Raw genomic sequence first — 25642 nt, 5'->3', positions numbered from 1 at the left:
CGATTTCCTTACGATCATTCTAAACGCTCGCCACGGCTCAGATAACGAGCCCGTGAGGCCTCGTGGCGGAGTGGTGACGCAGAGGACTGCAAATCCTTGTACCCCGGTTCAATTCCGGGCGAGGCCTCCAACATCTTCCCACATGACATAACTCGGCTGAAATGCACCCAGGCGGCGACGCCCGCATTGGCGCCTGAGGCGCAGTGCCACCCGCGCCGCGTACCGTCGCATGTCGTGACGTCCGTCGGCATGGGATTGCCACAGACTCTATGCGGAGACGATGTTTGAGCGCGTTCGCGCGCCCTTATCACTTCAAGGTCGTTTCGCCGTCCAGCAGCCCGCAGCAGAAGATGCCGATGAGCGCTGCAAGGATGAAGAAGTCGAACAGCGTCAAATACTCCAAAATCGCAGACATGGCCTGCTCCTCCTATTTCCTCCGTTGAAAACAATAACATGAAGGGGCAGGGGATTCCACGTTGCGTTGCAGCGCCTCATTGCCTCTGTGGCGCGGAAGAAGCGTTTGTCGGATTCTTTTCGCCGGCGGCTGCCAAGCCTTGAAAGCATCGGTGGCGGGGATTAAGAGACGAGGGACAGGAACCGCTTTCAAGAGCGAGAGGACATGATGGATTTCGAAGCAGCGCGCGCAAAGATGGTCGACACCCAGGTTCGCACGACGGACGTTACGTCGCATTCCGTGCTGACGGCGTTTCTCACGGTGCCGCGTGAGGCATTCGTGCCGGAGAAGGCGAAGCTGCTGGCCTATATCGACAACGACGTCGAGATATCGGCTGCCGCACCCGGAAAGCCGGCACGCTTCCTGATGGAGGCATCGCCGCTCGCCAAGCTGCTGCAGCTGGCCGCGATCACCAAGGATGATTTCGTTCTCGAAGTCGGCTGCGGCACCGGTTACACATCGGCGCTGCTGTCGATCATTGCCGGCTCGGTCATCGCCCTCGAATGCGACGAGGCGCTGGCCGCCGAGGCGAAGACGCAGCTCGCCGGCTACGCCAAGGTCGAGGTGGTCACCGGGCCGCTCGAAAAGGGCTACGCTGCCGGCGCTCCCTATGATCTGATTTTCGTCAATGGCGCAGTCGAGGAGGTTCCGACAGCTCTTCTCGGTCAATTGCGTGATGGCGGCCGTCTTGTGACGGTCGAAGGTTACGGCAATGCCGCCCGCGCCAAAGTGTTCGCCGCCGAGCGCGGCGCCGTTTCGGAAAACGTCTTCTTCAACGCTTCGGTCAAGCCGCTGCCGGGTTTCGCCAAGGTGCGCGAGTTCGTTTTCTGATCTGATTTTGTCGATGCGTTTAGCAATGGGCGCCATCGGCGCCCATTTTTTTATCGGGGCCGCGTGAGCGCCTTCACAAACATGATTTATCCTGACGCCGCCATGTCGAAAACACCAGGTAACAAAACTGTGCATGGCCGCACTCAATTGATTCGCGATGATTTTTTTCATGGCTGGGGTATTCTAAGGTCGTGGTGATTCGGATGAACGCTCCACATCGTCCGGTCGTTGTTTTTGGATAACGGGGATAGAAATGGCTCAGCCAAGTGTAGCGCGTGAACCGTCCATGGAAGAAATTCTGGCCTCCATCCGCCAGATCATCGAAAGCAATGAGCCCGGCGCCGGCAAGGCGATTTCCGCATCCCTGCCGCCGGTCTACGGCGCCGACGAGGATGACAACGGCTCCGAAATCCATCTGACGGTGGATGACACCTATGCCGGCGTGGAGTTCCCCGAGCCGGCCCTGCGCTCCTCCGATCCGCGTTTCGTTGCCGCCAATTCGGCCGGCACCGCCCCCGAAGCTGAAGTGCCGGCCCGCGCCCTGTCGCTTGCCGATGTCGCCGCCCGCGTGCGCGCCGCCTCCGAGCGCAGCGCCGTGCAGGCCGGTCAGGCACTGCGCGAAATTCCGAGCGGCTTCCGTCAGCCCGAGCCGCAGCCGGCCCCGATGCCGGAAGCGCCGCGCGCCGCGGCACCGCAGCCGCAGTCGGCTCAGCCTGTTTTCGAGGCTACCCCGTCCGTTCAGCAGGTCGCAATTCAGCAGCCGGTCGAGGCGCCGGTGTTTGCAGAAACCCCGGCGGTCGCAGTCGCCGAGCCGGCGCCTGCCGTGGAGACGGCGTTGCCGCCTTTGGAACCGGTCCAGTCCTCGGCCGAGCGTTTTCTGCCGAGCCTCGCCGACGAGGTTCAGCCGAACCTGCTTTCCGAGAATGCCGGCCTGCAGATCAGCCGCTCCTTCGAAGAGCTCGCCGCCGCCATCGACGGTGCGGAGCGCCGCTCGCTGGACGAGATCGCAGAGGATATGCTGCGCCCGATGCTGCGCGAATGGCTCGATGATAATCTGCCGACGCTGGTCGAGCGGCTGGTGCGCGAGGAAATCGAGCGCGTGGCGCGCGGCCCGCGCCGCTGATCGGATTGCTTTTTCCTGAAAAGCCGCTCCGGTCTCCGGGGCGGCTTTTTTATTGACTTGCCGGTGCCCATCCTATTTACAAACGCCACCCTCGAACCTCGAAAATTGGTCAGAAAATGCTCGACAAGACCTATGATTCTGCTGCCGTCGAACCCAAAATCGCCGCGAAATGGGATGATGAAGACGCTTTCCGCGCCGGCGCGAACGCCAAACCCGGGGCCGAGACCTTCACCATCGTCATCCCGCCGCCGAATGTCACCGGTTCGCTGCACATGGGCCATGCGCTCAACAACACGCTGCAGGACATCATGGTGCGCTTCGAGCGCATGCGCGGCAAGGACGTGCTCTGGCAGCCCGGCATGGACCATGCCGGCATCGCCACGCAGATGGTCGTCGAGCGCAAGCTGATGGAACAGCAGCTGCCTGGCCGCCGCGAAATGGGCCGCGAGGCCTTCATCGACAAGATCTGGGAGTGGAAGGCTGAATCGGGCGGGCTGATCTTCAACCAGTTGAAGCGGTTGGGCGCGTCCTGCGACTGGTCGCGCGAACGCTTCACCATGGACGAAGGCCTGTCGAAGGCCGTGCTCGAAGTTTTCGTCACGCTCTACAAGGAAGGCCTGATCTACAAGGACAAGCGCCTCGTCAATTGGGACCCCAAACTCCTGACGGCTATTTCCGACATGGAGGTCGAGCAGCACGAGGTGAAGGGCCATCTGTGGCATCTGCGCTATCCGCTCGAGCCCGGCGTCACCTATCAATATCCGATTGCCTTCGATGAGGAAGGAAAGCCGACCGAATTCGAGACGCGCGACTATATCGTCGTTGCGACGACGCGGCCGGAGACGATGCTCGGGGATACCGGCATTGCCGTGAACCCCGAAGATGAGCGCTATAAATCGATCGTCGGCAAGCATGTCATCCTGCCGATCGTCGGCCGCAAGGTTCCGATCGTCGCCGATTCCTATGCCGACCCGACGGCCGGCACGGGTGCGGTGAAGATCACGCCTGCGCACGACTTCAACGACTTCGAAGTCGGCAAGCGCGCGAAGCTGCGCGCCATCAACGTCATGAACGTCGATGCCACGATTGCCATCAAGGACAACGAGGATTTCCTCGAAGGCCTCGACAACCCGGCCGCACTGCATGGCGCCTGGGACCGTCTGGAAGGGCAGGACCGTTTCTACGCGCGCAAGATCATCGTCGAGATTTTCGAGGAGGCCGGCCTCGTCGACAAGATCGAACCGCACAAGCATATGGTTCCGCACGGAGACCGCGGCGGCGTGCCGATCGAGCCGCGGCTGACCGAACAATGGTTTGTCGACAATAAGACATTGGGACAGCCCGCGCTTGAATCCGTTCGCGAGGGAAAAACCAGGTTCATTCCGAGGAACTGGGAAAACACCTATTTCAACTGGCTGGAGAACATCGAGCCGTGGTGCATTTCGCGCCAACTCTGGTGGGGGCATCAGATTCCCGCCTGGTATGGCCCGGATGGTCAGGTCTTCGTCGAGCAGACCGAGGAGGAGGCGCTGCAGGCGGCGATCCAGCATTACCTCTCGCATGAGGGGCCGATGAAGGCCTATGTCGAGGACCTGCTCGAAAACTTCAAACCGGGCGAAATCCTGACGCGCGATGAAGACGTGCTCGATACGTGGTTCTCCTCCGCGCTCTGGCCCTTCTCGACTCTCGGTTGGCCCGACCAGACGCCGGAACTTGCGCGCTACTATCCGACGAGTGTTCTGGTCACAGGTTTCGATATCATTCCGTTCTGGGTCGTTCGCATGATGCAGATGGGCCTGCATTTCATGAAGGACGAGAATGGCGATCCCGTCGAACCCTTCCATACGATCTACATTCACGCGCTGGTGCGCGACAAGAATGGGCAGAAGATGTCGAAGTCCAAGGGCAACGTCATCGATCCCCTGGAATTGATCGACGAATACGGCGCCGATGCGCTGCGTTTCACCCTGGCAATCATGGCGGCGCAGGGCCGCGACGTGAAGCTCGATCCGGCCCGCATCGCAGGCTATCGCAATTTCGGCACCAAGCTCTGGAACGCCACGCGCTTTGCCGAGATGAACGGTGCCAAGAGTGATCCGTATTTCGTGCCCGAGGCTGCCGAACTCACCATCAACCGATGGATCCTGACGGAACTTGCCCGCACGGAACGTGACGTTACGGAAGCGCTCGAAGCCTTCCGTTTCAACGATGCCGCCGGCGCGCTCTACCGTTTCGTCTGGAACGAGGTCTGCGACTGGTATCTCGAACTGCTAAAGCCGGTCTTCAACGGCGAGGACGAGGGCGCCAAGGCCGAGGCTCAGGCCTGCAGCGCCTATATCCTCGAAGAGATCTACAAGCTGCTGCATCCCTTCATGCCCTTCATGACCGAAGAGCTCTGGGCGCATACTGCAGGCGAGGGCAAGGAGCGCGACACCTTGGTCTGCCATGCCGAATGGCCCTCGCCCTCCTATGCCGATAACGGGGCCGCCGACGAGATCAACTGGCTGATCGACCTCGTCTCCGGCATCCGCTCGGTGCGCGCCGAAATGAACGTGCCGCCGTCGGCGACAGCGCCGCTCGTCGTCGTCAAGGCCAACAACCTGACGCGCGAAAGGCTGTTCCGCCACGACGCCGCCATCAAGCGGCTTGCGCGCGTCGAGGCGATATCGCTGGCCGACGATGCGCCGAAGGGGGCTGCTCAGATCGTCGTCGACGAGGCGACCATCTGCCTGCCGCTCGGCAATCTGATCGACCTTTCCGCTGAAAAAGCTCGGCTGGAAAAGGCGATCGGCAAAATGGAAGGGGAGATCTCGCGCATCGACGGCAAGCTCTCCAACGAGAAGTTTGTCGCCAATGCCAATCCCGACGTGGTCGACGCCGAGCGTGAGCGCCTCGAGGAGCTGAAGGGGCAGATCGCCAGCTTGAAGACCGCGCTCTCCAGGGTGAGCGAAGCCGGATAAGTTTCAGCCCTCGTTTTGGCAAGCTATTTCAAAGACGCGCTCCCCAGGGGCGCGTCTTTTGTCGTTTGGGCGCGCGTTGATTCGGTCCTGAAAACGCTGATTTCAGGCGCTAAGGCTGTGGATTGTGGCCTCCCTGACCTCCTGCGGGCGAAAACTGTCACTGTTGTCGGATTGATACAGCTTCCGCAATGTGTGGAATGAAAACCCAAAACCCCATCTGAAAATCGGCCGCTCTGGAATAAAATTTTATTAACCAGATTTTTTGACGTGTCCGTCAATTTCTTTACGTAACTTGGCCGATCTAAGGCCTGGGAGCACCGCCGTGGGGCGCGTTGCCAGGTCGAGCGAACACTTACTAGAGTGGCGTCACATCAATTGCTGGAGTGGGGGAGACACAATGGCATCGCGTAGGTTTTCCAAGGGCGTTACGTCGCTCGTTCTTTTCTCATCGCTTGCATCGCCGTCCTTCGCCGGCGGTCTGGAGCGCGGTGGATACAATATCGATCAGCTGTTCGATACGTCGCCTTTCTCATTTCAGTCGGGCGTGACCTACGTCACGCCCCAGCGCAAGCTGAAGGACGTCCGCGATACCGAGACGTCGCTATCTTCAGGCGGCAATCTGAACAGCCGTCCAAACTCCGCCGACGAGACCTCAAATTACACCATCCCCTATATCGGCTTTAAGGCTGGTTTCGGCGATGCGGTCGACTGCCTTGTCGACTATTCGGAGCCCTTCGGCGCGCATACCGACCCCGGCTCGAACTGGGCCGGCGCCAACAATAACATTGAGACAGAGATCAAGACCCGCAACTATGGCGGCACCTGCTCCTATCGTTTTGATGTCGGCCCTGGACAGCTTCGCTTCATCGGCGGCGCTTTCTATCAGGAAGTCGAAGGCTTCAAAGAACGTCTGGTTTCAACGGTTCCGCTTCTGTTCGGCACTGGAACGGGCGTCGGCCGCCTGGATCTCGACGATAGCGGCTGGGGCTGGCGCGCCGGCATCGCTTACGAGATTCCGGAATATGCGATGCGCGCGAGCCTCGTTTATAACAGCCGCGTCAAGTACGATAACTTGACCGGAACTGTTGATCTCCGTCAGGTTCCGGTTGTCCCGATATTTGGCGGTCAAGTCACACCTGTTTTTGGTTCTGCCGAAGCGCCGGATTCGCTGGAGCTTAAACTGCAAAGCGGTATCGCTCCGGATTGGCTGGCCTTCGGGTCGGTCAAGTGGACGAACTGGAGTGTCCTGCAATCCGTGCCTTTCTGCCCGACGTCGACCAAGGGCGTGGTTGCCTGCAAATCCGGCGGCTCGACGGAGCTAACCTCGCTCGACCTGCTTTATCAGGATGGCTGGACGATCAGCGGTGGCGTGGGCCACAAGTTCAACGATCAGTGGTCCGGTGCAGTCAGCCTGACATGGGACCGCGGCACCAGCCAGGGCTATGGCGCGCAGACCGACAGCTGGACGGTGGGGCTCGGTGCAGCCTACACACCGACCGAACATATTGAATGGCGTGTCGCCGGTGCCGTGGGCGTGTTGACGAGCGGTTCGTCCGGGGTCATGACCCGGAACGGCGTCACCTTCGGAGATGATGTCTCCTATTCCTTTGGCAACGATCTGGTCGCTGCACTGTCGACCAGCCTAAAGGTCAAGTTCTAATCCTCCCATTTGAAGAATTGACGAGCCCGGCACTACCGGGCTCTTCTTTATTCACCCCCGTTAATCATGCCATTTTCTCATCCCGTTTTGTGACGATTCCGCAACACTTTTTTACGACGATTGGCGTAAGGTGGCGGCGGGGTGAAATTGTCCATTTCCCGCCACAAAGAGAGCGCAGCGATATTTGCAGGCGAGGATGTGGGCAGGCTTGCGGTGCGTGTAAATAGTAGCATGGGTCGATTTTTTTCCGGTAATACCAGATTGCGCGATACGATTGGCGGCAATCGTTTGGTTGTGGGCGTTTCGCTTTCCGCACAAGGGTGTTCCGGCCGCCAACCCGGCCTCGCGGCGGCGCCGTCGAGCCGTTCGTTGTTGTCGTTTTCGGCCCGCTCGGGTCAGCAGCCCGGCATTGCCGGAGACGCCGATACCGGTTTCGTCACATTTGCCGTTTACGAATATGGTGAAGGCGGGAAGGCGGATGCCGCACCTGCCGAAAGAGTGCCACGGAGATTGCAGTCGGGCCATGCCGGGAGCCGGGTGGTTCTGAGTGATGGGGTGAGAATTCGGCCTTCGAGAGAAGGTCAATGGGCTGGATGCGACGCGGGCAAAGGAGCCATGGAGCTCGCCGCGGGATCGCTCGCCTCGACGAAATACATCCGCGGAACGCACGGCGCGAGCGCCGCTGCCTCCTGCCTGCGATGAGCGAAAGAAATCGGTTGAAATGGTGACGTCCGAGTTCAAACTGTTCCAATTCATGCTGATGGGCATGTCTTTGGCCGTAGCGCTGGCGCTGTCCGGCCCAGTCCGCGCATTCGACATCAAGGCCCCCGTCAGCAAGGAATCCGGACCCTTCGATCTCTTCAAGTTCGGCTTCAAAGCCTATAAGAACGGACAGAAGGAAGAGGCGGTCGAAGCCTATAAATACGCTGCCGAAAAGGGCCACACCGGCTCGCGCTGGGCGCTTGCCAACATGTATGCCGATGGCGACGGCGTGACGCAGGATGATTTCGAAGCCTTCAAGATCTACAGCGAGATCGCCCAGCAGGGTGTCGAGCCCGGCTCGGAAGATACCGGCTTCTTCGTCAACGCGCTGCTCTCGCTCGCCAACTATTACAAACATGGCATATCAGGCAGTCCGGTCCGGATCGACCTGACCCAGGCGCGCCAGCTTTATTTTCAGGTGGCCTCCACCTTTGGCGTCCCCGAGGCGCAGTTCCAGCTGGCGCAGATGATGCTGGCCGGCGAGGGTGGCAATGCCAGCCCGCAGCAGGCGAAGAAATGGCTGAACCAGGCCCGCAAGAGCGGTCATCCCGGCGCCATGGCGGTTTTCGGCAATATTCTTTTCGACGAAGGCCAGACGGCCCGCGGTCTCGCTTTGATGACCGCCGCTCTCGACCGCTGCAAGCCTAAGGACTGCAACTGGATGGAAGCGCTGCAGGAACAGGCCTTCTCGGTTGCCAACGAGGCCGACCGCCGCACGGCGGTATCCCTGTCGCATAGCATCGCCAGCGGCTCTGACGATTAAGTTCGGACGGAAGCCTCAGGCCGCGAAATCGAAATAGGCGATCACAGGCACGTGGTCGGACGGCTTTTCCCAGGCTCGTACATGTTTTTCGATCGCAGCCGAGGTCATCCGGTCGGCCGCCTCAGGCGATAGCAGCAGGTGATCGATGCGGATGCCGTTGTTCTTCGGCCAGGCGCCGGCCTGATAGTCCCAGAACGAATAGAACTGCGTCGCATCCGTCGTCGCGCGCACTGCATCCGTCAGCCCGAGATTTTCGAGCCGTCTGAACGCCTCCCGCGTCTGCGGCAGAAACAGCGCATCATTTTCCCAGACCCTGGGATCGAAGCAATCGTGCGGTTCCGGGATGACATTGTAGTCGCCGGCAAGCACCAGCATCTCCTCATAGGCCAGCCGTTCGGCGGCAAAGGTCCGCAGGCGCTCCATCCAGGCGAGCTTGTAGGGGTATTTCTCCGTGTCGACAGGGTTGCCGTTCGGCAGGTAGATGCAGCAGACGCGCAGGATGCGTGTGTCGGGCAGCGTGAACACGGCTTCGAGGAAGCGCGACTGTTCGTCGAGGGGATCGCCGGGCAGGCCGCGGTTCACTTCGGAAGGCGAACTCTTGGAGAGGATCGCCACGCCATTGAAGCCCTTTTGACCGTGTGTTTCGACGTGATAGCCGAGCGCTTCGATCTCCAGCCTGGGAAAACCTTCGTCGACCGTCTTGATCTCCTGCAGGCAGACGATATCCGGATCGGAATCCTTGAGCCATTGCGTGAGATTGTCGATGCGCGCCTTGACGCCGTTGATGTTCCAGGTCGCGATCTTCATGGCTCTGTCCCGTTCATGACGACATGCGTAAAAACAAAGAGCTAAAGCGTGCCGCATGAATCAGCGTCGATGCAGCTTTAGCGGGCTTCTTGTATCGCGGTATTTCGCCAGGGGACAAGACGATAAACCGGCCGGAAGCAGTTCTTCGGCCGGTTCGATGGGGACAATGCCTTAGGTTCAGATCTTCAGATCGAGAAGCTGGTGCCGCAGCCGCAGCTTGCCACCGCATTCGGGTTCTTGATCTGGAAGGATTGGCCAAGCAGATTGTCGACGAAGTCGATCTCCGAGCCCGCCATGTAGACGAGCGAAAGGCTGTCGATCAGCACTTTGGCGTCGTTCTTTTCGACGATGATGTCGTCGTCGCCGGCGCCGTCGGCAAGGTCGAACTTGTAGGAAAAGCCCGAACAGCCGCCGCCTTCGACGGAGACGCGCAACGCGCTCTTGCCGGCTTCGGCGCCGACGATCGCAGCGATACGCTTTGCTGCGGCATCTGAAAGGGTTACACTCGTATCCGTCATGTTTCCTCCTGCCGGGGTCAAGATCCGGAGAGAATGGGTTTTGGCACTTGAATGTTCAAATGCCTGATATCAAACAAACTTATCATGATCCTCGGAAAAAGGCCATGATGCGCCGAGGTGGATGAGAAAGTGCCTCTTTGCCGTTTCTTCGGGCTATAGGTATGAAGAGGGCAAAGCGGCGTCAATGGGCAGATGCGGCAACATGCAGGATGACGGTGAAGAATGACGATCGATAGGCGTGCTTTAGGTTTCGGCAGCGGTGAGAGGGCGGTCTATGCGGCAGACCCCTGGACGAGCCGCGGACGGCTCTATCACGAGGACGGAAGCCCGACGCGCTCCGATTTCCAGCGCGACCGCGACCGCATCGTCCATACTACCGCCTTCCGCCGGCTGAAGCACAAGACCCAGGTCTTCATTGCCCAGGACGGCGATCACTACCGCACCCGGCTGACGCATACGATCGAGGTGGCGCAGATTGCCCGCGCGCTCGCCCGCGCCCTGAAGCTCGACGAGGATCTGGCCGAGGGCGTGGCGCTGGTGCATGATTTCGGCCACACGCCGTTCGGTCATACCGGTGAGGACGCGCTGCACGAGGTGCTGCTGCCTTATGGCGGCTTCGATCACAATGCCCAATCGCTGCGCATCGTGACCAAGCTGGAGCGGCGGTATGCCGAATTCGACGGCATCAACCTGACATGGGAAAGCCTCGAAGGTCTGGTCAAGCACAATGGTCCGCTACTGACGCCGTATGGTGTCGGCACGCGCGGGCCCGTGCCGCAGCCGATCCTCGATTATTGCGAACTGCACGATCTCGAGCTTGCAACTTATGCCAGCCTCGAGGCCCAGGTGGCGGCGATCGCCGACGACATCGCCTACAACACCCACGATATCGACGACGGGCTGCGCTCCGGCTACCTGACTTTCGATATGCTGGAGGAAATCCCGTTCCTTGCCGGGCTGATGGCCGAGGTGAGGGACCGGTATCCGCATCTGGAACCGAGCCGCTTCACCCATGAAATCATGCGCCGGCAGATCACCCGCATGGTTGAAGACGTAATCGGCGTTGCGCAGGAGCGCCTTTTGCTGCTGCGCCCCGAGAGCGCCGCCGACATCCGCGCCGCCGACCGGGTCATCGCCACCTTCTCCGAGGCGATGGCCGAAACCGACCGGCAGATCAAGGCGATGCTTTTCAAGCGCATCTATCGCAATCCCGATATCATGCGCATCCGCGCCGGTGCCGCCCAGATCGTCACCGATCTCTTTGCCGCCTATATGGCCAATCCCAAGGAGATGCAGAGCCATTACTGGGTCGACCATATCGCCGGTCTCGCCGATGCACCGAAGGCCCGCCATGTCGGCGATTACCTCGCCGGCATGACCGACACCTATGCGATCAGCGCCCACAGGCGATTGTTTGACCACACTCCGGATTTGCGATAGGCAGCGGTCGCCCCGCCAAGGGCGGATTTGAGCCTTTGGCACAGCCTATGCATGGAAGAGTGCGATGAACCTTTTTACCGACTTCGAAGCCAGGATCAAAACCGCCCTTGAACAGATCGATCTGGTCAGGGACAAGCGATCCGAGCTCGATTTCGGCCGCATCGCCGTCGAGCCGCCGCGTGACGCGAGCCACGGCGACGTTGCGACCAACGCCGCGATGGTGCTGGCAAAGCCGCTCGGAACCAATCCCCGTGCGCTGGCCGACGTCATCATCGCCAAGCTCAGGGAAGACGCCGATGTTGCCGATGTTTCGGTCGCCGGTCCCGGTTTCATCAACATTCGTCTCGCCGTCGGTTACTGGCAGCAGTTGCTCGCGTCGATGATCGGCGCCGGTACCGATTATGGCCGCTCGACGCTCGGCGCGGGCCGGAAGGTCAACGTCGAATATGTCTCGGCCAATCCGACCGGGCCGATGCATGTCGGCCATTGCCGCGGCGCCGTCGTCGGCGACGCGCTCGCCAACCTGCTCGCCTTTGCCGGCTACGGCGTCGAGAAGGAATATTATATCAACGATGCCGGTTCGCAGATCGACGTGCTCGCCCGTTCCGTCTTCCTGCGCTATCGCGAAGCGCTCGGCGAAAGGATCGGCGAAATTCCCTCGGGTCTCTATCCGGGCGACTATCTCGTGCCGGTCGGTCAGTCGCTGGCTGCCGACTATGGCGTGCGGCTGCACAATATGCCGGAAGACCAATGGATGCCGATCGTCAAGGACCGCACCATCGATGCGATGATGGTGATGATCCGCGAAGATCTGGCGGCGCTGAACGTCCATCACGACATCTTCTTCTCCGAGCGGACTCTGCATGCCAATGGCGCGGCCGCCATCCGCACGGCGATCAACGACCTGACCTTCAAAGGCTTTGTCTACAAGGGCACCTTGCCGCCGCCGAAGGGCCAGCTGCCTGAGGATTGGGAAGATCGCGAACAGACGCTGTTCCGCTCGACCGAAGTGGGCGATGATATGGACCGGCCGCTGATCAAGTCGGACGGCTCCTACACCTATTTCGCCGCCGACGTCGCCTATTTCAAGAACAAGTTCGATCGCGGTTTCGACGAGATGATCTATGTGCTCGGCGCCGACCATGGCGGCTACGTCAAGCGCCTGGAGGCGGTTGCACGCGGCGTGTCGGATGGTAAGGCGAAGCTGACGGTGCTGCTCTGCCAGCTCGTCAAGCTCTATCGCAACGGCGAGCCGGTGAAGATGTCGAAACGCTCGGGCGATTTCGTCACGCTTCGGGAGGTCGTCGAGGAAGTCGGCCGTGATTCGGTCCGGTTCATGATGCTTTACCGCAAGAATTCCGAGCCGCTCGACTTCGATTTCGCCAAAGTGACGGAACAGTCGAAAGATAATCCGGTTTTTTACGTGCAGTATGCGCATGCCCGCTGCATGTCGGTCTTTCGGCAGGCGAGAGAGGCTTTCGGCGACCTCGATGTTTCTCCCGAGGAACTGGCGCAAACCGTTGCAGGCATTGGCGATCCGGCCGAATTGCAGCTCGTCGCCAAGCTCGCTGAATTCCCGCGGATGGTCGAGGCGGCGGCCCAGTCGCAGGAGCCGCATCGCGTCGCTTTTTACCTCTACGACCTCGCAAGTTCGTTCCATGCGCACTGGAACAAAGGTAAAGATCAGCCGGAATTACGATTTGTTAATGATAAAAACCGAGAATCAACTATTGCCAGACTTGGGCTGGTGTACGCCGTCGCGTCGGTATTGAAGTCGGGACTTGCCATTACAGGCACTGCCGCACCGGACGAAATGCGATAACGTCACCATTTACCCACAATGCGCTGGCATCTCAGAGTTGGCGTTTGCGAGTGGGATAGGCATGGCTGATAAACAACTTGCGTATGATACGCGCGGAAAAGACGATCTGTTTGCCGACGATGATCCGTTGGCCGAACTTGCCCGTATCGTCGGTTTCGAGCCGCGCGTAGCAGCAAATACGGTGACCGAAACACGGCACGAGCCCGCCCTCGATCTCGAGGACGAGCTTGGGCGTGAGTTCGACCGTTACGATTCTCCCCGTCCGCTCGCCGAGCTCGACCGCCCCGCCGAGCCGATCTCCGATGACGAGACGCCTGAAGATTACATCGAGCCCGTTCTCGATGCGTCTCCCGCCATCGAGAGGGCTGATGTGCCCGAACCGGTTTCCGTCGCCTCCGTTGAGGTCGAAGAAGATGCTGCGCCGGCCGCAGGCAACTGGGATGCGCCCGCCGACGATGAGGCGGCTTGGCCGCAGCAGCTTTCCGTCGAGCCGGCTTCCGGCGCGCCGGTGCAATCGGCCTTCGGCGGTGCGCGCGATCTGATCGAGGAGCTTGAGCTGTCGATCGGTTCTGCTCCTGTCTCTTCGCTACCGCAGCCCCCCAAGGCGCCGCAATGGTCGGCGGCCAGCATCAGGCTGCCGCTTGCCAATTTCCACGCTGCCAAACGCGAGGAAACGGTGGTTCCGCCGGAGCCTGTGGCCGAAGCGCTCGCCGCAGCACCGGTGGCTGAAGCGCCATCCGCCGATCTCGCCGCGGCAGAGCCGCAGCCGGTGGTCGAGCAGCCCGCCCCGGTCGTCGAGCAATTGGCTCCGGTCGTCGCTGTCGAGCCGTCCGAGGAATTCGAATCCGCGTCTCCGTCGCTTGGCTTCCCCGCCGAGCTCGATCGCCATGACGAAATCGCGTCGGAACAGATTGCCGAGGCCGAAGACTTCGTCGAAATCGAAGACGAACTCGAAGATTTCGGATCCGATGCCGGTTTCGATCTGATCGCCGCCGCCGTCGAGGGCGAGATCCAGGCGGATGCGGCGCTGACCGAGGTCGTGCCTGAAGTTCCGCGCACTGCCGGCACTTTCGATCTCGACGATCTGCTTGCCGACGTCTCGCGTTATCCGGTGCCGCAACGCTCTAATCCGGCGCCCGTTTCACAGCAGGCCGACTTGATCGAGGCTGATGCCGTTGCTGCCACTCCTATGGCCGCTGCATTTGCCCAGCCGCAGGTGATCGCTCCAGCACCGGCCACCGCGGCCCCCGTTCGGCCTGCTTCGGTCGAGCCGGCGCCGGTCTATACCGCCGAAGCCGCAAGGCCGGTCGCGCCGCAGCCTGCCGAGGTCATCGCACCCCAGCCGGCCGCAATGGCATATTCGCGGGCGCTGCAGCCTGTGCCGGAAGCCGACGACCCTTTCGCTGGCCATGATTTCGAGCTGGATCTTGCCGGCATCGAGCTGGAACTCGCCGATCTCGATTTCTCCGAAACCGAGCTGGCGCCGGCTGAGCCCGCGCCGCAACCGGAGCCGCCGGTCCGTGCCCCCCAGCCGGCCGCCGCCGTCTCCCCTCGGCCCGCCGCCGGTTTTTCGCCCGAGCCGCAAAATCCCACTTTCCAGCAGGCGCCATCCGCCGCTCCGCGGCCTGCTCCTGCCTTCGTTGAGCCCGAGGCTCCGGCTCCGACCGTCAACTGGGGAACTGCCGCCGAATCGACCGAAGATCTGCCGTTTGATCCAGCGATGATCTCCGATCCGGAGGATCGTCCCGAGGCGGTCGAGGACATGCACGTGCCGGCGCTGCCGCCGGTCGAGCAGCCCGCGCCGGTCGCGAAAACACAGGATTTCGATTTCGATCTCGACGCCGAGATCGCCAGCTTCTTCGAGCCGGCCAAGCCGCGGGAAACGCCGGCCCCGGTTCGCGATACCGCCGCAGCCGCGGCAAAGCCGGTCAAGCCGACCATCGCCGACGGCCTCGATGATTTCGAACGGGCGCTGGAGGAGGATTTCCGCCGCAGCGTGCGCGAGCCGGTCGAGCGTCGCGAGACCTCCGAGGTCCGCATCGAATCAGCAAGCCAGGCGGCCGATTTCAGCCGTGCCCGGTCGATGCGCCGGCTGCTGGCCGGAGCCGTCGTGCTCGTGGTCTTCGCCGGCGTCGGTTATGGTGTCTATTCCTCCGTCTGGAACGGCGAGGGGCTCGGCATCGTCGCATCCGGCGAGCCGCGCGTGATCACTGCCGACAAGGAGCCGGTGAAGGTCGTTCCGGAAAATCCCGGCGGCAAGACCGTGCCGAACCAGGACAAGGCCGTCTACGATCGTGTTGCCGGCTCTGCCGAGGAGCCGAAGCAAAAGGCGCTGGTTTCTTCCGACGAGGCGCCGGTCGATGTTGTCCAGCGCACGCTGACACCGGAATCGCTGCCTGAGGACGACGAGAACGCCAATGCCGGCGATCAGGTCACGCCGACCGCAGTCGGTGAGACGGAAGATCCGCGGTTGCTGCCGAACGAGAGCAGCGCCGACAACGCTGCCGCCAGCGATGCCGGCAAGACGCCATCGGTTTCGCCGCGCAAGGTACGCACGATGATCGTCAAGCCTGACGGCACGCTGGTCGCCCGCGAGGAACCGGCGCCCGTCGACCAGCCGGCTGCACCGACGACAGCGTCTGCCCCGGCAACGCAGTCTGCACAAGCCGCTCAGCCGGTGCCGGCCTTGACGCCCCCATCGGCGCAATCTGCTTCGCCCGTGCCGCCGGTCGGCGGAACGGCCGCAAGCTTCCCGACGAGCGCCGAGGTTGCCTCCGCCGATGCCCGCGCCGCAGCGCCGGCCGAAACCGCGCAGGCTGCAAATCCCGCTCCGGTCGATGCGCCGGTGCGTCCGGTCAAGACCACGGCGATCGGCGATACCGCTCCGGTTCCGACCGCGCGCCCGGCCGACCAGCCCGTCAACGTCGTCGGCACGGTGACCGAAAAGGGCAACGTTCGCGCTCCCGCACAGCAGCCGAAACCCGCCCAGCAGCCGAAGACGACGGAGGTCGCTGCTGCAGCACCCGCCGCCGCCCAGCCGCAGCAGGGCGCCTCCGCCGGCGGCTATGGCATCCAGATCGCCTCGCTGCCGTCGCAGGACGAGGCGAACAAATCCTATGCCAATCTGTCGAAGAAATTCGCCGGTGTGCTTGGTGGCCGCGCCCATGAGATCCGCAGGGCCGATATCGCCGGGAAGGGCACTTTCTACCGTGTCCGTATTCCGGCCGGTTCCAAGGACGAGGCGGCTGCGCTCTGCGAACAATATCGCGCGGCGGGCGGAAGCTGCCTGATCTCCAAGTAACATTAAGGTTTCAATGAAATAACAGGAGCGGCGGGCCGGATCGGTCCGCCGCTCTTTTTTGTGCATCGCCCCCGAGCTTGCTCGCATTTGGCCGGGCGCCGTCTATGATTCTGCTATGACCGAATCAAAAGCGATGATCCTTGGCTGCAGCGGCCTTGCCCTTACATCCGAAGAGAGAGCGTTATACCGGGGCGAACGGCCCTGGGGCTTCATCCTCTTCGGGCGCAACATCTCCGAAGCAGGGCAGATTGCCGATCTTGTCGCCGAATTGCGCGACAGTGTCGGCTGGCATGCGCCGGTGCTGATCGACCAGGAGGGCGGCCGCGTTCAGCGCATTCGTCCGCCGGTTTTCTCACGTTATCCCTCCGGCCAGGCGCTCGGTGATCTCTATCGCCGTGACCCGGCGCTTGGGCTGCGCGCCGCCTGGGTAATGTCGCGGCTGCACGCCTTCGACCTTTCGAGCCTCGGCATCGATGTCGATTGTCTGCCGGTGCTCGACGTGCCGGTGGAGGGCAGCAGCAACGTCATCGGCGACCGCGCCTATGGAGGCGATCCCCAAACCGTCATCGCCATGGGCCGGGCGGCTGCCGAAGGGCTGAAGGCCGGCGGCCTGTTGCCTGTCATGAAGCACATGCCGGGCCACGGCCGCGGCTTTGCGGACTCTCATCTGGAGCTGCCTGTCGTCACCGTTTCGCGCGACGAGCTGGAGGCTCAGGATTTCCCGCCCTTCGTCGCAATGAAGGAAGAGTTGATGGCCATGACTTGCCACGTTGTCTTCACCTCGATCGACCCGGACAATCCGGCGACGACCTCGCGCAAGGTGATTGACGGCGTCATCCGCGAGCATATCGGTTTTACCGGTCTGCTGCTCTCCGACGACAGCTCGATGAATGCTCTTTCCGGCACGATAGGCGAACGCGCGGCGAATATCATTGCAGGCGGATGCGATATCGTGCTGCATTGCAATGGCCATATGGACGAGATGCTGGGTGTCGTGGCAAATGTTCCCCCGCTGGCCGGCGCGTCGCTTGCCCGCGCGAAAGCAGTGGAAGCAGGCTTCACAGCGCCGGATGCCGCCGATGAGGCGGAATTGCGGGCGGAATTCGAGGCGATGTTTGCGATCGGGTGATCGCAGAGGATGTGATCGCAGGGGATGTGATCGTAGAGGAGCAGGGTGGTGAGCACGGTCAAGGGCACGGAACGTCCGCAGGCGGCAACGCCGATGGACAAGTTGTGGCAGGAGAACGGCGCCGAGCGCGCCAGCCACGAGCCGGCGTTGGTGATCGACGTCGCCGGCTTCGAAGGCCCGCTCGATCTGTTGCTCTATCTCGCCCGCAACCAGAAGGTCGATCTGTCGCGCATTTCGGTTCTGGCGCTCGCCGAGCAATATCTGCAGTTCGTCGAAAGCGCCCGGCGTATCCGCATCGAGCTTGCCGCCGATTATCTCGTCATGGCGGCTTGGCTCGCCTATCTCAAGTCGCGCCTGCTGATACCCCAGCAGATCAAGGATGACGGTCCTTCGGGCGAGGAGATGGCGGCAACGCTCGCCTTCCGGCTGAAACGCCTGGAAGCCATGCGCCAGGCCGCAGAAGGCCTCGTCAACCGCAACCGCCTCGGCCGCGACATCTTCGTACGCGGTGCGCCTGAGCATATTCCCGACCGGCAGCAATCCGCCTATGCGGCGAGCCTCTACGATCTTTTGACCGCCTATGCGGCGCTGCGCCAGCGCAATGCCGTTACTCAGGTGACGATCGAGAGGCGCAATGTCTGGTCGCTGACCGATGCCCGCGAGCTGCTGACCCAGATGATCGGCGAGGTCGGCGACTGGACGGCGATGGAGCATTATCTGCTGCGTTATCTCGCAGCGCCTGAGGAACGAGTCACGGCGATTGCCAGCGCCTTTGCCGCCTCGCTGGAGCTGGTGCGCGAAGGCAAGCTGGAAATCCGCCAGGACGGCGCCTTTCAGCCGATATACATGCGCCGTGGGCCCAAACACGCCACGCTGCAGGTGGTGGAGCAGGAGCAGCCGGCTTGATCGATCCGAAGAGCGAAGAGGATTTCAAGAACGATTTCGAAGACAGGAGCCGCGACCTGCAGGCGGAGATCGAGGCTGAGCGCATCGCCGAGGCGCTGGTCTTTGCCTCCTCGCAACCCGTCTCCGAAGGCTTCCTTGCCGAGCGCCTGCCCGAGATGACCGATGTGCGCGCCACCATGCTGCGCCTGAAGGCGCAATATGCGCCGCGGGGCGTCAACCTCGTGCAGATCGAGGGCGCCTGGGCCTTCCGCACCGCCGCCGATCTCTCCTTCGTCATCCGCCGCGACGACAATGAGGTGAAGAAGCTCTCGCGCGCCGCATTGGAAGTGCTGGCGATCATCGCCTATCACCAGCCGGTGACGCGCGCCGAGATCGAGGATATCCGCGGCGTCCAGACCTCGCGCGGCACGCTCGACGTGCTGATGGAAGCCGGCTGGGTGCGGTTCCGCGGCCGCCGGCGCACGCCGGGCCGGCCGGTGACATTGGGCACGACACGCGATTTCCTCGACCATTTCGGTCTCGAAGAGCTGCGTGATCTGCCCGGTCTCGAAGAATTGAAGGGCGCAGGCTTGCTGTCGGGCCGAATTCCGGCAAACTTCAATATTCCCTCGCCATTGATGAACGACGAGTTGACCGAGGACGAGGACCCGATCACCCAGATGGATCTGGAGGAACTTGGGTTGCTGGCACCGCGCGGCACCTCCGAAGATTGAAGAGCCGCGTCTTGCTTTTGCCATGCATGGCGAAAACAATGCCGGCCATCACTTTTCCACCGGGCGATGGCTTGTCACAAAGGGCGATACCGTGACATTAAGCGCAGTTCAATTGGCTTGAATGTTGGAAACGGTGTCGGAAATCCTTACATCGAGGGAACATCGAAACAGGGAGTTAGGGTAATGGGTTCTTTTAGCATGTGGCACTGGTTGATCGTTCTGGTCATCGTGCTGTTGTTGTTCGGTCGCGGCAAGATCCCGGAACTGATGGGCGATGTCGCCAAGGGCATCAAAAGCTTCAAGAAGGGCATGACGGACGAAGACGCGCCGGATACGGCGAAGACCGTCGATCACAAGGCCGACGAAACGAAGTAACCAAGTCCGGGAAAAGCGCCGCCCCCGCGCTACCCGTCCAGGAGCCTTGCATGTTCGATATTGGCTGGACCGAGCTTTTGGTCATCGCGGTCGTGCTGATCGTGGTCGTCGGTCCCAAGGATTTGCCGCCGATGCTGCGCGCTTTCGGCAAGATGACGCAGCGCGCCCGCAAGGTGGCGGGTGAATTCCGTGCGCAGTTCGACGAAGCGCTGCGTGAGGCCGAGCTTGACGATGTCCGCCAGACGCTTAGTGACGCGCAGAAGCTCAACCCGGTCAATAGCTTGCGCGAGGCGATGAACCCGCTTCGCCAGATGGGCAACGAGATCAAAGCAGACCTGCATAAGGCGTCCGCCGCTCCGGAAAACAAGACCGAAGTGCCGCCGGCTGCCGTTTCGGCGCCGACACCGTCGATGAGCCTGCCGGAGACTCCGCCGTTGGTGCCGGTACCTGCGCCGCCTGAACCCGTCGCAGCAGGGGTTGTCCAGGCCGATGAGGTTGCCGCCAAGCCGAAGGCCGTGCGCAAGCCGCGCGTCAAGGCTGCCGACGCGGTCGATGCCGCGGCCGCCATCGCCGTGCCTGTCGAAAAGCCCAAGCGCACGACGACAGCCAGGAAGCCCGCAGCGCTGAAGACACCGGTGCAGACGAAGAAGGACGAGGCATGAGCGGTGATATCGAAGACAAGCCGCAGCCGCTGATCGAGCACCTGATGGAGCTGCGCACGCGGCTGATCTGGTCGATCGGCGCGTTTTTCGTCGCCTTCATCGCATGCTTCTTTTTTGCCAAGCATCTCTTCAACTATCTGGTCATTCCCTACAAGACAGCCGTCGAATGGGCCCATCTCGATGTAGAGAAGGCTCAGCTCATCTACACCGCGCCGCAGGAATTCTTCTTCACCCAGGTCAAAGTGGCGATGTTCGGCGGCCTTGTGGTGGCCTTCCCGATCATTGCCGCCCAGGTCTACAAATTCGTGGCGCCCGGTCTCTACAAGAACGAGCGCCAGGCCTTCCTGCCGTTCCTGATCGCCTCGCCGGTCCTGTTCCTGATGGGCGCCGCGCTCGTCTATTTCTTCTTCACGCCGATGGTCATGTGGTTCTTCCTGTCGATGCAGCAGGCGCCGGGTCATGACGAGGTGGCGATCTCGCTGATGCCGAAGGTTTCGGAATATCTGAGCCTGATCATGACGCTGGTCTTCTCCTTCGGCCTCGTCTTCCAGCTGCCCGTCATCACCACGCTGCTTGCCCGTGTCGGCTTGCTGACGTCGCAATGGCTCGCCGAAAAGCGCAAATTCGCCATCGTGCTCGCCTTCATCGTCGCCGCCGTGTTGACGCCGCCCGATCCGATGTCCCAGATCGGCCTTGCGATACCGACGATCCTTCTCTACGAGATTTCCATCCATGCGGCGCGACTCGTGGAGCGCCAGCGTGCCCGGCAGGCGGTCGAAAAGGACACCGAATCCGCGGACGTTGCCAAGACGGACAGCGTCTGAGCGGCAATCCGGAAATCCTTCCATGAACGCCGTCTCATCCGGTCGAAGCCCGGTCAGGCTTTGGCCGGGTCATTTCTGTTGCAACGACCTGGAACGACGATGCTCGATATCAAATGGATCCGTGAGAATCCCGAAGCGCTCGATGCCGCCCTTGCCAAGCGCGGCGCGGAGCCTTTGGCCCAAAGTCTCGTTGCCCTCGATGAAAAGCGCCGTTCCGCCGTGCAGAAGGTGCAGGACCTGCTGTCTCGCCGCAATCTCGCTTCCAAGGAGATCGGCGCGGCGATGGCCCAGAAGAACGCCGAGCTTGCCGAGAAGCTGAAGGCCGAGGTCGCCGAACTGAAGACGCTGCTGCCGGCGATCGAGGAAGAGGACCGGCAACTGACGGCCGAACTCCACGACGCGATCTCGCGCATCCCCAACATCCCTTTCGACGACGTCCCGGTCGGCAAGGACGAGCATGACAATGTCGTCACCCGCACCGTCGGCGAAAAGCCGCGCTGGAACCATACGCCCAAGGAGCACTTCGAAATCGGCGAGGCGCTCGGCTATATGGATTTCGAGGGCGCGGCCAAACTCTCCGGTTCGCGCTTCACGGTTCTGACTGGGCCGCTCGCCAGGCTCGAGCGCGCGCTCGGCCAGTTCATGATCGATCTCCACACCCGCGAGCACGGCTATACCGAAGTTAGCTCGCCGCTGATGGTGCGTGCTGAAGCGCTGTTCGGCACCGGCAATCTGCCGAAGTTCGAAGAGGATCTCTTCAAGACGACGGATGGCCGCTATCTCATTCCGACGGCCGAGGTGACGCTCACCAATCTGGTGCGCGAGGAGATCCTCGACCAGGAAAAACTGCCGCTGCGCTTCACGGCTTTGACGCCGTCCTTCCGTTCGGAAGCCGGCTCGGCCGGCCGCGACACGCGCGGCATGCTGCGTCAGCATCAGTTCTGGAAATGCGAGCTCGTTTCGATCACCGATGCCGAGCGCGCCATCGCCGAGCATGAACGCATGACGGCCTGCGCCGAAGAAGTGCTGAAGCGCCTCGGCCTGCATTTCCGCACGATGACGCTTTGCACCGGCGACATGGGCTTCGGCTCGCGCAAGACCTACGATCTCGAAGTCTGGCTGCCGGGGCAGAACGCGTTCCGTGAAATTTCCTCCTGCTCGGTCTGCGGCGATTTTCAGGGCCGGCGGATGAATGCGCGCTACCGCGGCAAGGACGACAAGAGCAACAGGTTCGTGCACACGCTGAACGGCTCCGGCACGGCCGTCGGCCGCTGCCTGATCGCCGTGCTCGAAAATTATCTGAACGATGACGGCTCCGTCACGATTCCGGACGTTTTGCTGCCTTATATGGGCGGATTGACCAAGATCGAACGGGCGGCCTGAGGCGATGCGCATCCTGCTGACGAATGACGACGGCATTCACGCAGAGGGCTTGGCCGCGCTGGAGCGGATTGCGCGGACCCTGTCCGACGACGTCTGGATCGTGGCGCCGGAGACCGACCAGAGCGGCCTGGCCCATTCGCTGAGCCTGTCTGAACCTTTGCGGCTGCGCAAGATTTCCGACAAGCATTTCGCCTTGCGCGGCACGCCGACCGATTGCGTCATCATGGGCATCAAGCAGGTGATGGACATCAAGCCCGATCTCGTCCTGTCGGGCGTCAATTCAGGCTCGAACGTCGCGGATGACGTCACCTATTCCGGCACCATCGCCGGCGCCATCGAAGGCACCATGCAGGGCGTGCGTTCCTTCGCGCTCAGCCAAGCCTATCTCTATGAGGACGGCGCGCGCATTGTGCCATGGGAGGTCTGCGAGACGCATGCGCCGGCTCTTCTGGAAAAGCTGATGGTTCTGGACCTGCCGGAGGGCACGTTCCTCAATCTCAATTTCCCGAACTGCCGTCCGGGCGAGGTCGACGGCGCCGAGGTGACCATGCAGGGCAAACTCGCCTTCAATCTGCAGGTCGATGCCCGCTCCGATGGCCGGGGGTTTCCCTATTATTGGCTGAAGTTCGGCGAACGCGCCGGCGCCTTCATCGAAGGCACCGATATTCACGCCCTGAAGCATAACAAGATTTCGGTAACGCCTTTGAAACTGGATCTGACCGATTATTCCGTGACGGACCGCGTGGCGCGGGCCCTGGGATACGGAGCACAGGTTTGACGGCAAGACTGGCCGAGAAAGAGGGCTTTGCGGCGCTTGTCCTCAGATTGCGCGCTGAAGGCATCTCCGACCTCGATTTGCTGACGGCGGTCGAGCAGACGCAGCGCTCGCTCTTCGTGCCGCCGCAATTTTCCGATGACGCCTATTCGAGCCGGACGATCCCGATCGAATGCGGCTCCTTCCTGGAAGGCATCGATTTTGTCGTCCGCATTCTGCATCACCTGAAGCTCAAGCCGGGACAACGCGTCCTGGAAATCGGCACCGGCAGTGGCTTTACCGCCGCCGTCATGGGCCGCATGGCTGAGCGTGTCCTATCCATCGACCGCTACAAGACGCTGACATCGGCTGCACAGCGGCGCATGGAATCGCTAGGTCTGCGTAACGTTATCATCCGCCACGCCGATGGCAGTGCCGGCATGCAGGGAGAGGGCACCTTCGACCGCATCCTGGTGACGGCGGCCTTCAACGCGATGCCGCGCTTTTATACCGATCAGCTTGTTTCCGGCGGTTCGATGATCGCCCCGCTGATGATCTCCGAGAATGAATGCCGCATGGTTCGGCTGACGAAAACCGGCAGCCGGTTCGAGCGCGAGGAACTGTTCGAAGCCCCTTATTTGCCGATCGTTCCGCGGCTTGCCTCGCTGCTGTAGCGACTGCGATTTTTCACCCGTAAGCTATGGTTATCAACTTCTCAAAAATATCGCACTGATTCCAGCATCTTAACTGCGTGGTAATACTAACGCGTTTTAATAGACTCACAAATGGTTGCGTTCTCAGTGGGTCGAGTCAATGCGTTTCAGTCTTTCGCCGAAGTTCGGGAAGTCAGCCGGTAATCTTCTGGTTGTGGGTCTGCTGGCAAGTGCCGCAACAGGCTGCAGTTCCGATGTGACACGGTTCGGCGGCTTGTTTTCCTCCTCAGGGCAGGATCAGATCACCACCAGCTCCATTCCGCGCAGGGGCGGCGCCCAGGGTGATCCGGTGCCGCGCGCCGATCTCGGCGGCTCCGCCGTTGCAAGCCAGTCGGGATATGGTGGCGGCAATGGTGCACTGAACCAGCCTTATCCATCGAATCAGACTTATGATCCGGTCCGCACGTCGAGCGCCCGTATGGCCTCCGCGCCGGTCGCGGTGCAGCGTTCCGATCTTGCAGCTCCGACGGCCGTTGCGCCGCCCCGGCAGCGGGAAAGGGAAGTCGCGCTCGCCCAGCCTTTCCCTTCGGCGCCTCAGGCTGAAAAGCCTCGTTTGGTGGCCCCGGCCGCGCCGAAGCTGACGCCCGATCCTCTGGCGACGGGCACGACGCCGAAGGTCTCCGGCTGGTCCGCGACCAACGCGCCTTCCGTGACGCTGCGTCCGGGTGAAAGCATCGCCACGCTGTCCAGGCGCTTCGGCGTCCCGGAAAAGGAAATCCTGCGCGTCAACAGCCTGAAGACCGCATCTGCGGCCAAGCCCGGCCAGGCGATCCTGATCCCGACGTTCAACGGCGGCAATGCCGCCAAGTCGGCATCGCAGGCGGCCGACCTCTCCAAGCCCGGCAAGATGCCGGAACCGGTGAAGGCGCCTGAGCAGAACGTCGCTGTCGTTCCTGGCGCCAATTCCGCCCGCGACAAGACCATGGCGAGCGCCGATTCCACCGGCAAGCTTCCGGCCGGCGCCGGCAAGGACCCGAAGGCGCCTGCTGGCACCTATGTCGTCAAGCAAGGCGATTCGCTGGCAAAGATCGCCAAGGCGACCGGCACCAATATCGACGATCTCAAGGCCGCCAACAATCTGTCGGCCAGCTCGGTCAAGATCGGTCAGGCGCTGAAGATCCCGAACGGCACAGCCGACAACATCAAGACGGCCTCGATCCCGGCCGCGAAGGTCGATCCGAAGCCGGCTCAGGCAGCGCCCGCCCAGCAAACGGCCTCCGTCGAGCCCGCACCCTACAAGGCGCCGGCCGCCACCCAGACGGTCGACGATGTCGAGAAGAAGTCCGACGTCAGCTCCGCCGCACCGGAATCGACCGGCATCGGCAAGTATCGCTGGCCGGTCCGCGGTCAGGTCATTGCTTCATATGGCGCCAACGTCAACGGCAACCGCAATGACGGCATCGACATCTCGGTGCCGCAGGGAACCCCGATCAAGGCCGCCGAAAACGGCGTCGTCATCTATGCCGGCAACGGCCTGAAGGAACTCGGCAACACGGTTCTCGTCCGTCACGACGACGGCACCGTCACCGTCTACGGCAATGCCGATACGCTGAGCGTCGCCCGCGGTCAGAAGATCCAGCGTGGCCAGACGGTTGCCGTCTCCGGCATGAGCGGCGACGTTAAGCAGCCGCAGGTCCATTTCGAGGTGCGCAAGGATGCATCCCCGGTCAACCCGATGACTTTCCTGGAATAGGTATAGCGTCCCAGGAAGCGCAAAAGCCCGGCCACCCGCCGGGCTTTTG

General features: G+C 61.8%; 21 protein-coding genes and 1 tRNA gene. 20 read left to right on the top strand and 2 right to left on the bottom strand.

Features of this window, described 5'->3' with window-relative positions:
- Positions 1–56 precede the first annotated feature (56 nt).
- The 7 genes from FFM81_RS12005 to exoR all read left to right on the top strand — a co-directional run bounded on the left by FFM81_RS12005 (position 57) and on the right by exoR (position 8553).
- Positions 57–130: transfer RNA gene (locus FFM81_RS12005), tRNA-Cys, on the top strand.
- A 489-nt stretch (positions 131–619) separates the two neighbouring features.
- Positions 620–1285 (top strand): protein-L-isoaspartate O-methyltransferase family protein, encoded by a 666-nt coding sequence (locus FFM81_RS12000; protein WP_173883779.1) that lies wholly within the window; start codon positions 620–622, stop codon positions 1283–1285.
- Between the two features lie 253 nt (positions 1286–1538).
- The gene (locus FFM81_RS11995; protein WP_097535165.1) at positions 1539–2408 is read left to right on the top strand and encodes a DUF2497 domain-containing protein; all 870 of its coding nucleotides are present in this window, start codon (positions 1539–1541) and stop codon (positions 2406–2408) included.
- Between the two features lie 116 nt (positions 2409–2524).
- Positions 2525–5368, top strand: a complete 2844-nt coding sequence (locus FFM81_RS11990; protein ID WP_138384351.1) for a valine--tRNA ligase — start codon at positions 2525–2527, stop codon at positions 5366–5368.
- Between the two features lie 397 nt (positions 5369–5765).
- Positions 5766–7028: an OmpP1/FadL family transporter gene (locus FFM81_RS11985; protein WP_138384395.1), complete on the top strand. Its 1263-nt coding sequence runs from the start codon at positions 5766–5768 to the stop codon at positions 7026–7028.
- Positions 7029–7169: 141 nt separating this feature from the next.
- The gene (locus FFM81_RS11980) at positions 7170–7730 is read left to right on the top strand and encodes a hypothetical protein (RefSeq protein WP_246401085.1); all 561 of its coding nucleotides are present in this window, start codon (positions 7170–7172) and stop codon (positions 7728–7730) included.
- A 19-nt stretch (positions 7731–7749) separates the two neighbouring features.
- Entirely contained in the window at positions 7750–8553 is an 804-nt protein-coding gene (exoR, locus tag FFM81_RS11975) for an exopolysaccharide production regulator ExoR (protein ID WP_003573569.1), read from the top strand.
- A 15-nt stretch (positions 8554–8568) separates the two neighbouring features.
- On the opposite strand, the gene xth is transcribed toward exoR, so the two are convergent.
- Together xth and erpA are read right to left on the bottom strand one after the other, a co-directional pair.
- Positions 8569–9360: an exodeoxyribonuclease III gene (gene xth / locus FFM81_RS11970; RefSeq protein WP_003573567.1), complete on the bottom strand. Its 792-nt coding sequence runs from the start codon at positions 9358–9360 to the stop codon at positions 8569–8571.
- A 185-nt stretch (positions 9361–9545) separates the two neighbouring features.
- Positions 9546–9878, bottom strand: coding sequence for an iron-sulfur cluster insertion protein ErpA (erpA, locus tag FFM81_RS11965; protein ID WP_003573565.1), 333 nt, complete (start codon positions 9876–9878; stop codon positions 9546–9548).
- Positions 9879–10100: 222 nt separating this feature from the next.
- Between erpA and FFM81_RS11960 the strand changes: the two genes are divergently transcribed.
- From FFM81_RS11960 to FFM81_RS11900, 13 genes are all read left to right on the top strand, one after another.
- Positions 10101–11318, top strand: coding sequence for a deoxyguanosinetriphosphate triphosphohydrolase (locus FFM81_RS11960; protein WP_138384350.1), 1218 nt, complete (start codon positions 10101–10103; stop codon positions 11316–11318).
- 64 nt (positions 11319–11382) lie between these two features.
- Positions 11383–13140: an arginine--tRNA ligase gene (gene argS, locus FFM81_RS11955; RefSeq protein WP_025416057.1), complete on the top strand. Its 1758-nt coding sequence runs from the start codon at positions 11383–11385 to the stop codon at positions 13138–13140.
- A gap of 61 nt (positions 13141–13201) precedes the next feature.
- Entirely contained in the window at positions 13202–16441 is a 3240-nt protein-coding gene (locus FFM81_RS11950) for an SPOR domain-containing protein (RefSeq protein WP_138384349.1), read from the top strand.
- A gap of 115 nt (positions 16442–16556) precedes the next feature.
- Positions 16557–17570 carry a beta-N-acetylhexosaminidase gene (gene nagZ / locus FFM81_RS11945; RefSeq protein ID WP_003573557.1) on the top strand — a complete coding sequence of 338 codons (1014 nt, stop codon included), beginning with the start codon at positions 16557–16559 and terminating at the stop codon, positions 17568–17570.
- 48 nt (positions 17571–17618) lie between these two features.
- Positions 17619–18476, top strand: a complete 858-nt coding sequence (locus FFM81_RS11940; RefSeq protein WP_003573554.1) for a segregation and condensation protein A — start codon at positions 17619–17621, stop codon at positions 18474–18476.
- Positions 18473–19189 (top strand): SMC-Scp complex subunit ScpB, encoded by a 717-nt coding sequence (gene scpB, locus FFM81_RS11935; protein WP_003573552.1) that lies wholly within the window; start codon positions 18473–18475, stop codon positions 19187–19189. The genes FFM81_RS11940 and scpB overlap by 4 nt, the downstream gene beginning before the upstream one ends.
- 183 nt (positions 19190–19372) lie before the next feature.
- Positions 19373–19564: a twin-arginine translocase TatA/TatE family subunit gene (locus tag FFM81_RS11930; protein WP_003538990.1), complete on the top strand. Its 192-nt coding sequence runs from the start codon at positions 19373–19375 to the stop codon at positions 19562–19564.
- Between the two features lie 50 nt (positions 19565–19614).
- Positions 19615–20226: a Sec-independent protein translocase protein TatB gene (gene tatB, locus FFM81_RS11925; protein WP_138384348.1), complete on the top strand. Its 612-nt coding sequence runs from the start codon at positions 19615–19617 to the stop codon at positions 20224–20226.
- Positions 20223–21050, top strand: coding sequence for a twin-arginine translocase subunit TatC (gene tatC / locus FFM81_RS11920; protein WP_003573547.1), 828 nt, complete (start codon positions 20223–20225; stop codon positions 21048–21050). Before tatB ends, tatC begins: the two co-directional genes overlap by 4 nt.
- Positions 21051–21149: 99 nt before the next feature.
- Positions 21150–22433, top strand: a complete 1284-nt coding sequence (serS, locus tag FFM81_RS11915; protein WP_003573546.1) for a serine--tRNA ligase — start codon at positions 21150–21152, stop codon at positions 22431–22433.
- A gap of 4 nt (positions 22434–22437) precedes the next feature.
- Positions 22438–23211 (top strand): 5'/3'-nucleotidase SurE, encoded by a 774-nt coding sequence (surE, locus tag FFM81_RS11910; protein ID WP_003573544.1) that lies wholly within the window; start codon positions 22438–22440, stop codon positions 23209–23211.
- Positions 23208–23861, top strand: coding sequence for a protein-L-isoaspartate(D-aspartate) O-methyltransferase (locus FFM81_RS11905; protein ID WP_003573541.1), 654 nt, complete (start codon positions 23208–23210; stop codon positions 23859–23861). The genes surE and FFM81_RS11905 overlap by 4 nt, the downstream gene beginning before the upstream one ends.
- A 139-nt stretch (positions 23862–24000) precedes the next feature.
- Positions 24001–25593: a peptidoglycan DD-metalloendopeptidase family protein gene (locus FFM81_RS11900; protein WP_003573538.1), complete on the top strand. Its 1593-nt coding sequence runs from the start codon at positions 24001–24003 to the stop codon at positions 25591–25593.
- Positions 25594–25642 lie beyond the last annotated feature (49 nt).

It is taken from the genome of Rhizobium hidalgonense (assembly GCF_005862185.2).
Lineage (GTDB): Bacteria > Pseudomonadota > Alphaproteobacteria > Rhizobiales > Rhizobiaceae > Rhizobium > Rhizobium hidalgonense.
This window is presented reverse-complemented; position numbering and strand designations above follow the sequence as displayed.

Excerpts from the sequence above, each read along its gene's own strand:
- argS (WP_025416057.1), top strand. The coding sequence starts at position 11,383 with ATGAACCTTTTTACCGACTTCGAAGCCAGGATCAAAACCGCCCTTGAA.
- FFM81_RS11900 (WP_003573538.1), top strand. The coding sequence starts at position 24,001 with ATGCGTTTCAGTCTTTCGCCGAAGTTCGGGAAGTCAGCCGGTAATCTT.
- serS (WP_003573546.1), top strand. The coding sequence starts at position 21,150 with ATGCTCGATATCAAATGGATCCGTGAGAATCCCGAAGCGCTCGATGCC.
- tatC (WP_003573547.1), top strand. The coding sequence starts at position 20,223 with ATGAGCGGTGATATCGAAGACAAGCCGCAGCCGCTGATCGAGCACCTG.
- FFM81_RS11985 (WP_138384395.1), top strand. The coding sequence starts at position 5,766 with ATGGCATCGCGTAGGTTTTCCAAGGGCGTTACGTCGCTCGTTCTTTTC.
- FFM81_RS11990 (WP_138384351.1), top strand. The coding sequence starts at position 2,525 with ATGCTCGACAAGACCTATGATTCTGCTGCCGTCGAACCCAAAATCGCC.
- FFM81_RS11930 (WP_003538990.1), top strand. The coding sequence starts at position 19,373 with ATGGGTTCTTTTAGCATGTGGCACTGGTTGATCGTTCTGGTCATCGTG.
- FFM81_RS11950 (WP_138384349.1), top strand. The coding sequence starts at position 13,202 with ATGGCTGATAAACAACTTGCGTATGATACGCGCGGAAAAGACGATCTG.
- FFM81_RS12000 (WP_173883779.1), top strand. The coding sequence starts at position 620 with ATGATGGATTTCGAAGCAGCGCGCGCAAAGATGGTCGACACCCAGGTT.
- tatB (WP_138384348.1), top strand. The coding sequence starts at position 19,615 with ATGTTCGATATTGGCTGGACCGAGCTTTTGGTCATCGCGGTCGTGCTG.
- FFM81_RS11995 (WP_097535165.1), top strand. The coding sequence starts at position 1,539 with ATGGCTCAGCCAAGTGTAGCGCGTGAACCGTCCATGGAAGAAATTCTG.
- surE (WP_003573544.1), top strand. The coding sequence starts at position 22,438 with ATGCGCATCCTGCTGACGAATGACGACGGCATTCACGCAGAGGGCTTG.
- nagZ (WP_003573557.1), top strand. The coding sequence starts at position 16,557 with ATGACCGAATCAAAAGCGATGATCCTTGGCTGCAGCGGCCTTGCCCTT.
- xth (WP_003573567.1), bottom strand. The coding sequence starts at position 9,360 with ATGAAGATCGCGACCTGGAACATCAACGGCGTCAAGGCGCGCATCGAC.
- exoR (WP_003573569.1), top strand. The coding sequence starts at position 7,750 with ATGGTGACGTCCGAGTTCAAACTGTTCCAATTCATGCTGATGGGCATG.
- FFM81_RS11960 (WP_138384350.1), top strand. The coding sequence starts at position 10,101 with ATGACGATCGATAGGCGTGCTTTAGGTTTCGGCAGCGGTGAGAGGGCG.
- erpA (WP_003573565.1), bottom strand. The coding sequence starts at position 9,878 with ATGACGGATACGAGTGTAACCCTTTCAGATGCCGCAGCAAAGCGTATC.